The 15,815-nt window shown below is 66.4% G+C and carries 11 protein-coding genes; 5 read left to right on the forward strand and 6 right to left on the reverse strand.

All coding sequences use genetic code 11. The features are described 5' to 3' along the window. Positions 1-101 precede the first annotated feature (101 nt). Together ACODS0_RS16465 and ACODS0_RS16470 are read left to right on the forward strand one after the other, a co-directional pair. Positions 102-3,920, forward strand: a complete 3,819-nt coding sequence (locus ACODS0_RS16465; protein WP_488836030.1) for a sensor domain-containing protein — start codon at positions 102-104, stop codon at positions 3,918-3,920. Between the two features lie 136 nt (positions 3,921-4,056). Continuing rightward, positions 4,057-4,605, forward strand: coding sequence for a hypothetical protein (locus ACODS0_RS16470; RefSeq protein ID WP_055401930.1), 549 nt, complete (start codon positions 4,057-4,059; stop codon positions 4,603-4,605). 75 nt (positions 4,606-4,680) lie between these two features. Here the strand turns inward: ACODS0_RS16470 and ACODS0_RS16475 are convergent, their stop codons facing one another. Continuing rightward, complete coding sequence (locus ACODS0_RS16475; RefSeq protein ID WP_255354221.1) at positions 4,681-6,615, reverse strand: propionate--CoA ligase; 1,935 nt, start codon at positions 6,613-6,615, stop codon at positions 4,681-4,683. 274 nt (positions 6,616-6,889) lie between these two features. Here ACODS0_RS16475 and ACODS0_RS16480 point away from each other — a divergent pair, with 274 nt between their 5' ends. Genes ACODS0_RS16480 through ACODS0_RS16490 form a run of 3 tightly spaced genes read left to right on the forward strand, consistent with a single transcriptional unit; the run spans position 6,890 to position 10,185 of the window. Beyond that, positions 6,890-7,858, forward strand: coding sequence for a chromate resistance protein ChrB domain-containing protein (locus ACODS0_RS16480; RefSeq protein ID WP_488836031.1), 969 nt, complete (start codon positions 6,890-6,892; stop codon positions 7,856-7,858). After that, the gene (gene chrA / locus ACODS0_RS16485; protein WP_488836032.1) at positions 7,855-9,225 is read left to right on the forward strand and encodes a chromate efflux transporter; all 1,371 of its coding nucleotides are present in this window, start codon (positions 7,855-7,857) and stop codon (positions 9,223-9,225) included. The genes ACODS0_RS16480 and chrA overlap by 4 nt, the downstream gene beginning before the upstream one ends. A 33-nt stretch (positions 9,226-9,258) precedes the next feature. After that, on the forward strand, positions 9,259-10,185 hold the full coding sequence (locus ACODS0_RS16490) for a Fe-Mn family superoxide dismutase (RefSeq protein ID WP_488836033.1): 927 nt from the start codon (positions 9,259-9,261) through the stop codon (positions 10,183-10,185). Between the two features lie 201 nt (positions 10,186-10,386). Here ACODS0_RS16490 and ACODS0_RS16495 read toward each other — a convergent pair whose 3' ends face one another. From ACODS0_RS16495 to ACODS0_RS16515, 5 genes are all read right to left on the reverse strand, one after another. After that, positions 10,387-11,016: a hypothetical protein gene (locus tag ACODS0_RS16495; protein ID WP_488836034.1), complete on the reverse strand. Its 630-nt coding sequence runs from the start codon at positions 11,014-11,016 to the stop codon at positions 10,387-10,389. Between the two features lie 196 nt (positions 11,017-11,212). Continuing rightward, positions 11,213-12,400 (reverse strand): hypothetical protein, encoded by a 1,188-nt coding sequence (locus ACODS0_RS16500; RefSeq protein WP_488836035.1) that lies wholly within the window; start codon positions 12,398-12,400, stop codon positions 11,213-11,215. A 112-nt stretch (positions 12,401-12,512) separates the two neighbouring features. After that, entirely contained in the window at positions 12,513-13,118 is a 606-nt protein-coding gene (locus ACODS0_RS16505; RefSeq protein WP_055396123.1) for an isochorismatase family protein, read from the reverse strand. Between the two features lie 88 nt (positions 13,119-13,206). Beyond that, positions 13,207-14,121 (reverse strand): ribose-phosphate diphosphokinase, encoded by a 915-nt coding sequence (locus ACODS0_RS16510; RefSeq protein WP_488836036.1) that lies wholly within the window; start codon positions 14,119-14,121, stop codon positions 13,207-13,209. Between the two features lie 2 nt (positions 14,122-14,123). Next, positions 14,124-15,740 (reverse strand): thymidine phosphorylase family protein, encoded by a 1,617-nt coding sequence (locus tag ACODS0_RS16515; protein WP_488836037.1) that lies wholly within the window; start codon positions 15,738-15,740, stop codon positions 14,124-14,126. Between the last annotated feature and the right edge of the window lie 75 nt (positions 15,741-15,815).

Genomic DNA, 15,815 nt, shown 5'->3' on the forward strand with positions numbered 1-15,815 from the left:
CGGCACCGGGCGCTGTACTGCCACACACATCCCCGGCCGCTCCCCCTGCAACTCCTGGCCTGCGGCTACCCCGCCGCAATTGGCTTGCCCAGGGGTTTTCCATGGGTAACAACACCCTTTTGGCCGCCACAGCGCTGATGTCGCTGCTGCTGGTGCTTGCCTGGCTGCCGCCGCGCGAGTCCTTGCACCCGTCGCGCCGCACCTTGCTGCTGCTGGGGTTGGCAGGCGGCCTCGTTTCCTGGATTTCTTTTGAGGCGCTGCGCTGGAACGCCCCTGAGCTGCGGGTGGTGGCCTACCCCACGGTGGCGGCGTTTCTGGCGCTCTTTTTCAGGTTTCCGGCGGCAATCATTGCGGCGCTCATGGCCCTGGTGGCGGCGGTGGGTACTGATGTGTCCGATGCGGTGCCAGCCGTTGCCGTGCTGGGCGTGTCGGTGGCCACGGGGTTGTTGTGGCGCCATGTGGGGGCACGCCTGCAGGTGCCCAAATGGGCTGCACTGATCGGCCTGACGCTGACCCTGCCCCTGGCCGTGTCTGGCAGCCTGTGGGCCACCGACGGCGCATCCGACATGGCGCGAAGCCTGCCATGGCACCACGGCGCCGGGGTGCTGATGCTGGGCGTGGGCCGGTTGCTGCTGGCCAACGGGGCGCGCTCCGAGCTTTCACGCAGCGACATCCAGCAAGCCCTCGCACAACAAGAGCGCAGGCTGCGCCTGGTGCTCGACTCCATGGGTGGCGGGCACTGGGAGTGGGATGTGGTGCAGCGCCAGTTCCGCTGCCACGGCAGCTTCTACGAAACCTTCGGCATCACCGCCGCAGACCTGGAGGCGCCAGACCTGTGGCAGCGCTGGTATGCCCGGCGCCACCCGCAGGATGCTGAGCGCAATGCGGCCAGGCTGGCGCGGGCCATGGACGGGCTGGAAGACAGCTACGAAGCCGAATTCAGGGTGATGGACACCGAGGGCCGCTGGCACTGGCTCATGTCGCGCGGCACGGTGGCCACGCGCGACGCCCAGAACCGGCCGACCAGCCTCATCGGCATGGACGTGGACATCACCGCCCACCGCGCGGCCGAAGATGCGCTGCGCTCGTCCGAGGCCAAGTACACGACCTTCTACCAGACGCTGCCCGACCCCGCAGGCATCTCGCGCATCTCGGACGGCCGCTACATCGACGTGAACCCCGCGTTCTGCGAGGTGCTGGGGCGCCCGCGCGAGGAGGTGATCGGCCGCACATCGACCGAGCTGAACATCTGGGCCTCTGAACAGGAACGCAAGCGGCTGGTGGAGACCTTCCGCCGCGACGGCAAGGTGGACCGCCTGCCGCTGGTTGCGCAGCGCGACGGCGGACGCATCCCGGGACTGATGTCGGCACGCTCCGTGCTTGTGGATGGCGAAAACTGTTTTGTGTTCGTTTTCCATGACATGACCGAAGCCCACCGCGCCAGTGACGAGCTGCGGGCCCTCAATGGCCTGCTGCAGCAGGCCGGCCGCCTGGCCCGGCTGGGTGCCTGGGAGGACGAGCGCGGCAAGGGCCTGGTCTACTGGTCGGACGTGTGTTTTGACATACACGGCCTGCCCCCCGGTTCGCCGCTGCCCCACGACTACATTGACCGCCATGTGGCGCCCGCCTACCGCGAAACGCTGCGCGCCAACTTCCGCTTGAGCATTCTGGAGCGCCGCGAGTGGAGCATGGAGATCGAGGTGCTGCACACCGACGGTCGGCTGGTGTGGGTGCGCGCCATGGGCGAGCCGGTGATCGAAAACGGGCGCGTGACCCGCGTACGCGGCGTGATGCAGGACATCGACGAGGCCAAGCGCGCCGAGCAGCGCCTGCGCCAGTCCGAAGAGCGTTTCTCGCGCATCTTTCAGCTCATGCCCTACCCCATGGGCCTGTCGCACCGCCGCGACGGACGCTATGTGGACATCAACCCCGCCTGGGTGGACATGCTGGGCATCCCGCGCGAGGAGGCCATCGGCCGTACTGCGGTCGAGCTGGGCATCTTCACCGCGCACGACCGCGAAAAGCTGATTGCGGAGGTGGAGCGCTCGGGCCACCTGAGCAGCTACGAGGTCAACCTGAATGTGCGTGGCGGCCCACCCCGCACCGTGCTGCAGTCCATGCGCGCCACCGAATTCGATGGCGAGCCGTGCTGGCTGTTCTCGGTGCACGACATCACCGACCGCAAGCGCAATGAAGAGCAGGTGCGGGAACGCGAGGAACTGCTCTCGCTCACCATCTCGGCGGCATCGCTGGGCCTGTGGGACTGGAATTTGCAGACAGGCACCGTCACCGGCGACAGCCGCTGGCACGCCATGCGAGGCCTGGACACGCCCCACACCCCACTGGCCTCCACGCAGTGGACCGCTGGCATTGCCCCCGACGACATCGACCGCATCACCAGCGAACTGGCTCGCCACACCACCCACCCCGGCACCCCGTTCGACGCCACCTGGCGCGTGAACCAGCCGGGCGACCCCGCCCGCTGGCTGCGCAACCTGGGCAAGATCGTGGGCTTCGATGCGGCGGGCCGCCCCGCACGCATGCTGGGTGTGGCCATTGACGTCACGCCCCAGCGCGAGCAAGAGGTTCTGCTGCAGCGGCTGGCCCTGTTTGACGCCCTCACGGGCCTGCCCAACCGCGTGCTGCTGGCCCGCAAGTTGCAGGAGTGCATGGACCAGGCGCGCCAGAACGGTCGGCAGCTGGGTGTGGCCTACCTGGACCTGGACGGCTTCAAGCCCGTCAACGACCGCCTGGGCCACGGCGCGGGCGACCGCCTGCTGGTGGTGGTGGGTGGCCGCCTCACACGCGCGCTGCGCCCGCTGGACACGGTGGCGCGCCTGGGCGGCGACGAGTTCGTGATCCTCATGCCCGACCTTGAATCCGTGGGCGACTGCGAGCGCATGCTGCACCGGGTGATGGACAACATCTCAGCGCCCTACACACTCGACACCGAGCGTGTGGTGGTCACTGCCAGCATCGGCTACACTGTGTTCCCGCAGGATGACGCCGACGCCGACGCCCTGCTGCGCCACGCCGACCAGGCCATGTACGCCGCCAAGCAGGCCGGGCGCAACCGGTTCCACCAGTTCGACGCTGCGCAGGAACGCGCCCTGCAACTGCAGCGCGAACAGGGCCGCCACCTGCGCGAGGCCCTGGCCGCCGCGCAGTTCACGCTGTACCTGCAGCCCAAGGTGGACATGAGGAGTGGGGCCGTGGTGGGTGCCGAAGCGCTGGCGCGCTGGCAGCACCCCGAACGCGGCCTGGTGCCGCCGGGCGAGTTCTTGCCGCTGCTGGAGGGCACCGAGCTGGAAATCGACTTTGGAGAGTGGGTGGTCGAAGCCGCACTCACCGTGCTGGCGCAACTGCAGGCACACGGACTGCACCTGCCGCTGAGCATCAACATCGCTGCCCAGCACCTGCAAAACCCAGACTTTGCCGACTGGATGGCCCGGTGCATCGCCCGCCACCCAGGCGTGCCCGGCCACCTGGTGGAAATCGAGATCACCGAAAGCGCCGCCCTCTACGACCTGACCGCCGTGGCGCAAACCCTGACGGCGCTGCGTGCGCTGGGGGTGGCAGTGTCGCTGGACGACTTTGGCACCGGCTACTCGTCGCTGACCTACCTGCGCCGCCTGCCCATGGACACGCTCAAGATCGACCAGAGTTTTGTGCACGGCATGATGGGCGACCCCGGCGACTTGGCCATCGTGCAGGGGGTCATCGGCCTGGCCCGCTCCTTCGGCTACCGCGTGATTGCCGAAGGCGTGGAAACCATCGAACAAGGCCAGATGCTGCTGCAGCTGGGCTGCATGCAGGCCCAGGGCTACTGCATCGCCCGGCCCATGCCGCTGCAGGATTTCATCGGCTGGACGCCAGGGTGGCAACCGCCGGTGGGATGGCAGAAAAACCGGCCTGCGTGACTGCGCTCCGGCCGGAGTCTCGCCCCGCTCTGGCCCGGTGCCAGCGCACTGCGCCAATGGCAAAAAATCCGGGCGTTGCAACCGCCAAGGCGGTAACAATGAATCTCCGTTCTTTTCTTACTATCGGAGGGGTCCCATGAGCGCTTTGACTTTGACCAACAGCACCTCGTACATCGCCCAGTACGTGATTCACCGGGGTGGGCTGGCCCTCGCCCGCCTGCCGGGCCTCGCCCCCGGCGCGACGCTATCCGTCCCGGAGGCCGAAACTTTCGAGATCACGGCCAGCACCATACTGGAAGGCAACACCTATACCTCCGCACCGATAGCAGTCAGTGGTGCGACCCGTTTTCTGGCGCAGGTGAAGCAGCAGCGCGCCCAGCAAACCTACGAATTCGAAGTGGTGACAACACCCAGTAGCGTTGCCAACCAGATGCAATTCGAAAAAACCAGCCTTGGCCCGGTGACCTTCCAGATCACGCACCAAGGTGTGCCAGTGCAAGACGTCGTAGTGCCTGATTCATTCGTGCAGGTCACGGTGGAAATCAGCGATGTCTACTCCGTCTACGCCGTCATCAATGGCATCACGACTGACAGCGTGACCACATCCAATCCCAACGCCACCGTCACAGCAGTGTCCGAAGCGACCGACATGGAGTTTGGCTACTTCACCCTGGTGATCTCCTGAGCCCTGGCGTGCCAAGCCCCACGCGAACAGCACGGCCGCCTTTGCACGAAGCCCACTGCGGGTCGAAAAGGCTCGTCACCCCACCAGGTCCTTCACCTGTTGCAGCGCCGCCGGGTCTTCCATCGTCGTCAAGTCACCCGGGTCGCGCCGCTCGGCCACGGCCTGGAGCGCGCGGCGCAGCAGTTTGCCGCTGCGGGTCTTGGGCAGCACGGTCACGAAGTACACACGCGACGGCCGGGCCACCGCGCCGAGCTGGTGGTCCACCTGCTTCATCACTTCGCCTTCGAGCTTGAGGCGCGCTGCATCGTCCGTGAGGCCCGACGCATCGCGTGCCACGGCAAATGCCATGGCGACCTGGCCCTTCAGGCTGTCGGCGACGCCCACCACGGCCACTTCGGCGATGTTGGGGTGGGAGGCAATGCTCTCCTCGATCTCGCGCGTGCCCAGGCGGTGGCCTGCCACGTTGATCACGTCGTCCGTGCGGCCCAGGATGAAGTGGTAGCCGTCGGCGTCGCGGATGCCCCAGTCGAAGGTGCTGTAGATCAGCCGACCGGGAATGCTCTTCCAATAGGTGTTCACAAAACGTGCATCGTCGCGCCACACGGTCTGCATGCAGCCGGGGGGCAGCGGGCCTTCGATGGCGACCACGCCCTTCTGGTTGGGGGCGGTCAGCTCTTCGCCGTTGCTCTCGTCGATCAGCTTGACGTGGTAGCCGTACATGGCCTTGCCGGGGCTGCCAAAGCGTGTGGTCTGCTGCTCCACGCCATTGGCCAGCGTCAGGATGGGCCAGCCGGTTTCGGTCTGCCAGTAGTTATCGATGATGGGCACCTGCAGCGCGTCGCTGATCCACTGGGCCGTGGGCTCGTCCAGCGGCTCGCCCGCCAGCCACAGGGCCTTGAGGGTGGAGACGTTGTACTTCCTGAGCCAGCTGGCGTCCTGCTTCTTGAGCACCCGCACCGCCGTGGGTGCCGAGAACATGTGGGTGACCTGGTACTTTTCGACAATGCTCCACCACACACCGGCATCGGGTCGCGTGGGCAAGCCTTCGTACATGATGGTCGTCATTCCCGCGATCAGCGGGCCATAGACGATGTAGCTGTGACCCACCACCCAGCCGATGTCGCTGGTCGCAAAGTAGGTGTCACCCGCTTTGGCATCAAAGATGTGCTTCATGCTGGCGGCCAGCGCCACGGTGTAGCCACCAGTGTCGCGCTGCACGCCCTTGGGTTTGCCCGTGGTGCCGCTGGTGTACAGCGTGTAGCTAGGGTGGGTGGACTCCACCCATTCGCACGGCACCACGGTGTTCAGGTGCTGCTCGCGCAGCGGCGCCCATTCATGGTCGCGGCCCGGCTGCAGGTGCATGGGGGCCAAGCCGCGGTTCACCATGAGTACAGCGGCGGGCTTGTGTTTGGAGAGCGCAATGGCCTCGTCCAGCAACGGCTTGTAAGGCACCACCTTGCCACCGCGCGACCCGGCATCGGCGCTGACCACAGCCACGGGTTCGGCGTCTTCGATGCGCGAAGCCAGTGAGCCCGACGCAAAGCCACCAAACACCACGGAATGCAGTGCACCAATGCGCACGCAGGCCAGCATGGCAAAGGCGGCTTCGGCAATCATGGGCATGTAGATGAGCACGCGGTCGCCCTTCTTCACCCCCAGGCTCTGCAACACGGCTGCCATGCGCTGCACCTCGGCATGCAGCTCGGCAAAGCTGTAGCTGCGCTCGGTGTCGGTTTCGGTGGAGATGGCCACCAGCGCCGCTTGGCTGGCGCGCGTGGCCAGGTGCCGGTCTACTGCGTTGTGGCACAGGTTGGTGGTGCCGCCCACAAACCATTTGGCAAAGGGCGGGTTGCTGTAGTCGCACACCTGCTGGGGCTGCGTCTTCCAGTCGATCAGCTGCGCCTGTTCGCTCCAGAAGGCGTCGCGGTGGTCGATGGACTGGCGGTAGAAATCAGCGTAAGCGGTCATTGTGGGGGTCTCCTCGGCATCTCTCTCGGCCTGCCAAGACAGCAGGTTTTGAATTCATAATTATTCATAACGGGCTTGCGGCAAACTGACGCAGGGCTTGGCATCGGCCCTGAATCCACTTACACGGCGCCACATCTCCATGGACAAAAGCGACTGCCGCCCTGCATTGGGCGCTGTTCCTGTGTACCGGATGCCTTTTCGTCTGCACCGCTCCCTTGTATGACCAGAAGCACCCGGCATGCAAGGAATCTTTGGTGATGACGATTTTTGAAATAGAAATAACTATTTCACTACTTAATGCATATACTTCAATGCCATGTGGTCCACCCTCATCATGACGCTGCCGACGCAGCCCAACGCCGTGCGGCTGCGCATCTGGCGCAATCTCAAGGCACTGGGTTGCGCCGCCCTGCGCGACGGCGCCTACCTACTGCCTGAAGAACACGCAGGCCTGCTGGCGCCCATCGCCGCCGAGGTGCGAGAACACGGCGGGACGGCCATGCTGCTGACTCTTACTGCGCCGGACAGCGCACAGCGCCAGGAGATCGAAGCGTTGTTCGACCGCACAGAAGCCTTCACGCAGTGGCGCGACACGGCCAGCGCTTTGCAAGCCGAGCTCGCACAGCTCACGGAGACCGAAGCGCGCCGTCGCCAGCGCAACGTTGCCGATGCACTGCAGGCACTGCACCGCATCGACTACTACCCTGGCGCCGCAGCCGCGCAGGCCGATGCCGACATGGCCAGCCTGCGTCAGGCGCTGGACGCTTGCTTCTCGCGGGGAGAGCCTGCCGCCCTGCCCGCCCATGGCATCAAGCGCCTTGACACCGCCCAGTTCCAGAACCAGCGCTGGGCGACGCGGGCGCGGCCCTGGGTGGACCGCCTGGCCTGCGCCTGGCTGATCCGCCGATTCGTCGACACGGGTGCGCGTTTTGTGTGGCTGGCCGATCCGGCATCGCCGCCTGCTGATGTCCTGGGCTTTGACTTTGACGGCGCCCGGTTTACCCACGTGGGTGCCCTGGTGACCTTCGAGGTGCTCATTGCCAGCTTCGGGCTGGAGACCGACCCCCGCCTGCAGCGCCTAGCCCGCGCCGTGCACTATCTGGACACCGGCGGCATGCCCGTGCCCGAAGCCGCCGGGCTGGAGGCCGTGCTGGCTGGCCTGCGCGAAGTGCATGCCGATGACGATGCCCTCGCCCAGGCCGCCGCGCAGGTGTTCGACGCGTTGTATGCCGTGCCGCCCACCCATCCATCTTCCCAGGCTCCGCTGACCAGCGCCGCACCATGACTACCCTCACCCCTGCGCCCACCCCCTCCGCCCTGGACCGCCCCACCCCGGTAAGCTTTGGCGAGGCGTTCCTGTTCTGGCTCAAGCTCGGTTTCATCAGCTTTGGCGGGCCTGCGGGCCAGATTGCGATCATGCATGCCGAACTGGTGGAGCGCCGCCGCTGGATCAGCGAAAAGCGATTTCTGCACGCCCTCAACTACTGCATGTTGCTGCCGGGCCCCGAGGCGCAGCAGCTGGCCACCTACATCGGCTGGCTCATGCATCGCACCTGGGGCGGCATCGTGGCCGGGGCACTGTTTGTGCTGCCTTCGCTGTTCATCCTGATCGCGCTGTCGTGGGTGTACCTGCGGTTTGGCGATGTGCCGGTGGTGGCGGGCATCTTCTATGGCATCAAACCCGCCGTGACCGCACTGGTGCTGCACGCAGCGCACCGCATTGGCACGCGGGCTCTCAAGAACCGCTGGATGTGGGGCATCGCTGCCGCATCGTTTGTAGCCATCTTTGCGTTCGATACGCCCTTCCCTGCCATCGTCCTGACGGCCGGGCTGATAGGCTACTTTGGCGCACAACGCTGGCCTGGCGTGTTTGCCCTCGGAGGCGGCCATGCCGACGGCCACAAGGGCTACGGCCCAGCACTGATCGACGACGACACCCCCACGCCCCCCCACGCCCGCTTCTCACGCAGCCATCTGGCCAAGGTGCTGGCGGCCGGGCTGGCGCTGTGGCTGGCGGCCATGGCTACGCTGGTCGTCACCCAGGGGGTACAAGGCACGCTCACGCAGATGGGCTGGTTCTTTACCAAGGCCGCGCTGGTCACCTTTGGCGGCGCTTATGCCGTGCTGCCGTACGTCTACCAGGGCGCGGTGGAGCAATACCAGTGGCTCAGCGGCCCGCAGATGATCGACGGCCTGGCGCTGGGCGAGACCACGCCCGGCCCGCTGATCATGGTGGTGGCCTTCGTCGGCTTCGTGGGCGGCTGGCTGCAGCAGGTGTGGGGGCCGGAAGCGCTGTTTGCCGGCGCCACAGCCGCCGCCGTGGTGACGTTCGTGACCTTTCTGCCCTCGTTCATCTTCATCCTCGCGGGCGGCCCGGCGGTAGAGGCCACCCACGGCAAGCTCGGTTTCACCGCCCCGCTGTCGGCCATCACCGCCGCAGTGGTGGGTGTGATCCTGAACCTGGCGCTGTTTTTTGCCTACCACCTGCTATGGCCCAAGGGTTTTGGCGGGGCGTTCGATGCCGTGTCGGCGGTGATCGCCGTGGGCGCACTGGTGGCGCTGTTCCGCTTCAAGCTGGGGGTGATGCCGCTGCTGGGGCTGTGCGCGGCCGTGGGGTTGGCAGTGACCTTCCTCAAACCCTGGCTGGCCTGAACCAGTTGTCATCCACTTCCCGGGAGTATCCCCATGCAAGCACGTCCCCAAGCCCTTCCCCTTGACCCGGCCACGCTGCCCGGGCTGTCCGAAAGGCTGCTGCGCAGCCACCACCAGAACAACTATGGCGGTGCGGTGGCGCGGCTCAACGCCATCCGGGCGCAGCTCTCGGGGCTGGACTTTGCCTCCACGCCCGGCTTTGTCGTCAACGGACTCAAGCGCGAGGAGCTGATGGCCAGCAATTCGATGCTGCTGCACGAACTGTACTTTGGCAGCCTGGGCGGCGGTGGCGCCGCCCCTGCCCCCGGCATGCTGCTGGCCCTGGCAGCCAGCTTTGGCAGCGCGGAGCGCTGGCGTGAAGAGTTTGTCGCCATGGGCAAGGCACTGGGCGGCGGCTCGGGATGGGTGCTGCTGGTGTTCCAGCCGCGCGATGGCACGCTCGTCAACCAGTGGGCCAGCGACCACACCCAGGCTGCTGCCGGTGGGGTGCCCATCCTCGCGTTGGACATGTATGAACATGCCTACCACCTCGACCACGGCGCTGCAGCGGGCGCGTATGTCGATGTCTTCATGGCCAATATCGACTGGGCTGCCGTGTACGAGCGCTACCAGCGCGCGGTCCACGCCGCCAGCGATGGCTTGGAGGCATCGGTACAAGACGCGCAGCAGGCACGCCATCGCATCGATGTGCGCCGCGCTGGTGTTTACGACGCTGCCACCACCATCCTGCCCAATGCCCCCTGGAGCGACCCGGTGGCCATCGACGCCTGGGCCGGTGAGCTGCCGACCGACGAAGAGGTGGTGGTGTACTGCGTCTATGGCCACGAGGTCAGCCGTTCCACCGCGTTGCGCCTGCGTGCCGCAGGCATCAAGGCGCGTTTTCTGCAAGGTGGCATCGACGGCTGGATCGCGGTGGGCCAACCGGTGCAGGCCAAAGCCTCAGCATTGCCCACGGGTTGAGCCGGGACTGACTGGACACCCGTCCACAGCTTCGTTGTATCTCTAAAAATGATAGCTATCAGCGCTTGGTGGATTTGCGCTAGAGGCAAAAATCACTCCTATTTCTAATCGCGGCCCCGTGTGCCGCAATGATTGGGGTTTGGGCCCATTCCATGCGTCATACCTTGGCTCACTCAGAGGCCGCCCAAACCTCTACCCATCTCACGATGCCGGTTCAGCAACCGCCCGGGTGCGCAGCCTGCGCTCACAGGACTCCCGCTCGCTGAAAGCCACAATGCGCCGCCCGCGGTAGTGCGCGTATTCGTCCACAAAGGCCTGCACGCTTGCGTACGGCCCGGCGATGTGGCCTGGGCGTTTGGAATCGGCAAAAAAATAATGCTGCCCGCCCCGTTCGAACGACACCAGCCAGTGTCGGCGCAGCGTGTTGCCGCGCACGGAGACGGGGTCGAACTCGATCATCAGGTAGCGCGGCTGCACGCCGGGTTGCAGGGTTCGCAGTGTCTCCAGCGCAAAACGGGCCACGTCCACACACACGCCGCTGGGGGCTGCAAAAAAGGCGTCAGGCGCCAGGATGGGCATGCGCCCGCTGGCCTGGCGCTGGGTTTCAGACAACTGCATCGCGCGGTCTGTGTCGTACCGGAACCGCGCGCCAATCCAGGCGCTGATGTCTTCTGGGCTCTGCCAGCGCTGCAGCGCTTCGTCGTATGTCGGCGCGTCGATGAATGGGCCACGCGGGGCAAACGCCGCCTCGGGGGCGTCGGAGTTGGGATCCGCGGCCTGTGGGACTGCACTGCAGCCACTGAGCGCCGCCAACGTCGTGAACGTCGCCAATAGCCATGCACACGACGTAAAGAACGACCGCCTCGCCCCTTCAGGCGCCGCGCGGCGCAAGTTGACCCAAAAAACAGGGGAAGACGAAGAATAAAAACGTCGGTACATGAAAAAACCACCTTGTTGGGCTGCCCAAGCATAGGCTTTGGGCGCTCGGGTGTCTTCAATTAGATGACCGCCGCTGACCAGTGCTACCTCACGCCGCTGCCCCACCCCAACGCTCAGGGTCTGGCGCCCAGCCGTCGTTATCGACAATGTCCAGCAAGGCGCCCACACTGCTCCCCAGGTCCACGGACAACACCTCGACCGCCGCTTGTGCCCCGGCATCGCGGCGCTGCGCTGTGGTCACAAAAGCGGTAAACGCGGCCCAGTCGCGCGCCATGTGGTCCACCAGAATGCGCGCCAACTCATAGGACAGCAGGTTGCCGTCGTCGGTGCGCTGAAACGACGTGCCCGCCCAGAACTCCTGCATGCGCTCGGGCGTCCAGAAGCGTTGGTGCAGATGGTGCAGTTGCGCGGGGGTGTGCTGTGCTGGTGGCGCGCCCTTCAGGCGGCGCTCGGTGTTGACAGCCAGGCCCTCGTCCAGCCAGGTGGGCAGGTGCAGGTGGGCCAGCGCGCTGTGCGTCATCTCGTGGGCAATCACCGGCTCGATGGCTGCAAGGTCGGCTGCCACGACCACAAAATGCGGGCAGCCGAAGTGGATGAACATGCCGCCGCTGCGCACAAACTCGCCGTCCGATCCGTAGAACTGCGCGACGTAGTGGTAGTAGGTGTCCTCGTCATCCAGCACGAGCAAGATGCTTTTTTCTGCCACGGGGAAATGCGCCATGCCCGCCAGCAGCCGGTCGATGCGCTGACGCGTGGTGGTCACATAGCGCGCGGTGGCGCGCGCCACTGACGGTTCCAGCGGCGACAGGATGAAGCAATCCGCCCCTTCGTGCAGATGCATGTGCGTGCCCAGCGCATCGCGCAGGTGCAGCAGCCAGGCGCGTCGGCCCTGGTTCAGCGCGTCGGCCACGGCCGCCGGTGCACGATTGCCCGCGCCGTGGGCCCAGGCGTCCAGCGCGGGCCAATCCAGCTGCGGCAGATTCTGTGTGTTTTGCAGATGTCCCCGTACGTCAAAACTCGCAACGCCTGGCGCCTCAAGGTGCTCAGGGGCTGGCTCGGCCTCCCCTGCACCAGATTCACCGGGCGCCGGCACTGCGGCGGACTGCAGGTGGATCTTCACCAGCCAGGCGCCCAGGAACGGCAGCACCCACACACCGCCCGTCAGCATCGTTTTGCGAAAACCTTGCAGACCGGTGCGCACAATCTGGCGGGTGGCCTGGACATTCAGGACCAGCAACACCACGAGCAGAACGAGCCCAATCAAGACAGGGGACATGGGCGAATGGGAGCAATCAGCGCCCTCGGTGGTGCCTAACGAATACTACTATTTCGATAGCTGCTAGCGCTTGATAGATAAGCGCCAGAGGGCAAAAAGACTCAAAAACTGGCTACTTGATCAAGCCCAGCACATCCTTGAACGCCGGGTGCTCGCAGGTGCCCAGCCATTCAAACGCCACCATCTCGGTGGTCACCAGCTCGGCGCCCGCGCCGGCCAGGCGGTCGAAGGCGGCGTCGCGGTTGCGTTCGGTGCGCGAGCCGCAGGCGTCGGTCACCACCCACACCTCAAACTCGTCCTCCAGCAAATCAAGCGCGGTCTGCAGCAGGCAGACATGGGCTTCGCACCCGGCAATGACGATGGTGCCGCGCTCGGGCTCCTGTTGAGCGGGTTTTTGAAGGTGCTTGGGCAGGCTGCGCGCGTTGCCGCCCTGCTGCGGCTTGGCCGGGGGGCGCAGCCATTCGCCCAGGCCTTCTTCGGCGGCGCTGAAGTGCATCTTGGCCAGGGTCTTCTGGCACAGGGCGCGCAGCGCGGGGTCATTGGCACCCAGTCGCGAGGGGTTTTGCTCGGTGCCCCACACGGGCACATCCAGCATGCGGGCGATCTCGGCCAGGCGGCGTGCGTTGGCCAGCACGGCGGGGCCTTCAAAGATGGCGGGCATCAGGCGCTCCTGGTAATCGACCAGGACGAGTTGGGATTCGGTGGCGTCAAGCAACATGGTGGGACCGTTTCTGTATTCGTTGAATCGCTGTGCGGGCGCAGCGTCGGAGGCAATGGCGCATTGTCGCAGCCCGAGCCCGGGGTTTTCAGGTGCGAAGGACGGACTGCAGCGCGGTGGCCAGCGGCCCGGCCATGGGCACGGCGTTGCTCGGGTGCGGGATGCAGTCCGTGCTCCACACCTCACCCACCCCGGCTTCATGCAGCACCTGCAGCGCATCGCCCGCAAACAGTGCGTGCGTCACAGCCACATCCACCGATGCCGCGCCCGCCTGCAGCAGCAGCCGCGCCGCCAACGCCAGCGTGCGGCCGGTGCTGGCCATGTCGTCCAGCAGCACCACGGCCCGGCCCTGTGCGTTGAGTGGGGGCAGTTCGATGGCGACATCGCGGTCGCCATGGCGAACCTTGGTGCAGACAGCATGGTCAAAACCGTGGCGGGCGGCGGCCTGGGCGATCCACTGGGCGGATTCGCCGTCCGGGCCTACCAGGAGTGTATTGGGGCGCCGATCAGCGATCAGGTCGGCCAGTGGCTCGGCGCCGCTGAGCACCACCGCCTGCGGCACAGGGATGGCCTGCTCCAGCCGGTCGATGCGGTGCAGGTGCGGGTCCACCGTGATCACCGCGTCGAACAGGCCCGCCAGAAACCCGCCCACCACCTGCTGGCTCACGGCCTCGCCGGGGTGGAAGGCGATGTCCTGCCGCATATAGGCCAGGTACGGCGCTACCAGTGTGAGCTGCTGCGCGCCCAGGCTGCGGGCCGTGCGCGCGGCCAGCAGCAGTTCCACCAGCTTTTCATTGGGCTGGTGCAGGCTGCGCAGCAGCACCACCCGCCGGGGCAGGCGGCCCGCCGCGTTGACGGGCAAACGCAGCTTGAGTTCACCATCGGGGAAGCGGTGGCGCTCGATGGCCTGGGCAGTCATGCCCGCTGCCTGCGCCAGGCGCAGCGCAGGGGCCTCTTCGTCAGCAAAGTACAGCAGACACGCTTGGTGGGGGGCAACAGTCACTGTCAGAACTCCACAAAAACCTTGGGCACCTCGTCGGCGGTCCCCAGGCGGTAGCCGGTGTCACGCTCGCACGCGTGGCGCGCAAACTCCAGGTCGGCCGGGTAGCTGGCGTGCACGCGGTACAGCACGTCCCCGGCAGCCACGGTGTCGCCCAGCTTGTGCATCAGGTCCACCCCGGCGCCGGGCACCTTGGGCGCACCGGCCAGGCGGGCCACGCGGGCGATCTGGTAATTGTCGATGCCCGCCACCACACCGCTGGCGGGTGCGACCACGTCCAGCGTTAGCACACCCAGTGCCGGGTGGTTGTGGTCAAACCCCGTGCTGCCCTGGGCGGCGATGATGGCGTTCATGCGCGCCAGCGCCCGGCCCGAGTCGAGGATGTCGCGCGCAATCGCATAGCCGTCACCGCCGCGCACATCAGGGTCGCACTCGATCAGGCGCCCGGCCAGGCGCAGCGCCTTTTGCCGCAGGTCGTCGGGCGCGCGCGGGTCGTTTTGCAGCACGCGCATCACATCGCGCGCCTCCAGCACCGGGCCCACGCCGTTGCCCACGGGCTGGCGGCCGTCGGTGATGACTACGTCCAGCGACAGGCCCATGCGCCGCGCCACATATTCAAACAGGCGGCGCAGGCGCTGCGCGTCGGGCATGGACCGCACCTTGGCCGTGGGGCCGATGGGAATGTCGAGCACCAGGTGGGTGGCGCCTGCCGCCACCTTCTTGGAAAGAATGGACGCGACCATCTGCCCGGCCGAGTCGATGGACAAAGGCCGCTCCACCGAGATCAGCACATCGTCAGCGGGCGAGAGGTTGGCCGTGCCGCCCCAGGCCAGGCAGCCCCGGTAGTCGCGCACGATGTCGGCCAGCTGCTCTAGCGGCAGCTCGACCTTGGCCAGCACCTCCATGGTGTCGGCCGTACCGGCAGGCGAGGTGATGGCACGCGAAGACGTCTTGGGGCACAACATGCCGTGCGCCGCCACGATGGGCACAACCAGCATGGTGGTGCGGTTGCCCGGTATCCCGCCAATGCAGTGCTTGTCCACCACCAGCGGTTCGTGCCAGTCCAGGCGCCGGCCGCTGGCCACCATGGCATCGGTGAGGAAGAACACCTCCTCCCGGTCCAGCTCGCTGCGGTGGCAGGCCACTACAAAGGCGGTGAGTTCGATCTTGGAATACCGGTGGTCGGCGATGTCGCGCACGATGGCGCCAAAGTCCTCGCGGGTGAGGCGCTCGCTGGCGATCTTGCGGAACAGCGCGCCCATGGACTCGGGCGGCTCGGCCTGGGCCACCGACACGGTGTGGCCGTTGTCCACGCCGAGCTGGGCAAACGCGTCTTCCGACAGGCCCAGCTCATGGCAGCCCACGATGGCAGGGTCGTCCACCACGTTGACCGTGGCCAGGATACGGCGGCCATTGGCGCGCACCTCGATCTTGGACAGGGCCTGGAAGCCCTCGGCCCGATACACGGCGCAGTCGCGGTGCAGGTAGGCGACGTTTTCGCGCCAGGTGTCGATGGCCACGCGGCGCAGGGCCAGCTGAGACCGGGGTGGCGCGTCGGCCGAAGCGGATGGCTCTGCGGGATCAGAGGCAGGAGAGGAAGAAGAGGACGGCTCGGAATGCATCGCGTCAGCCTAACTCCAAAGTGACCGCCAAGACCCTGGGAACACCCCGCGCGACGGCGTCTGGAGCGTAGATCT

The organism is Acidovorax sp. FG60 (assembly GCF_057808995.1).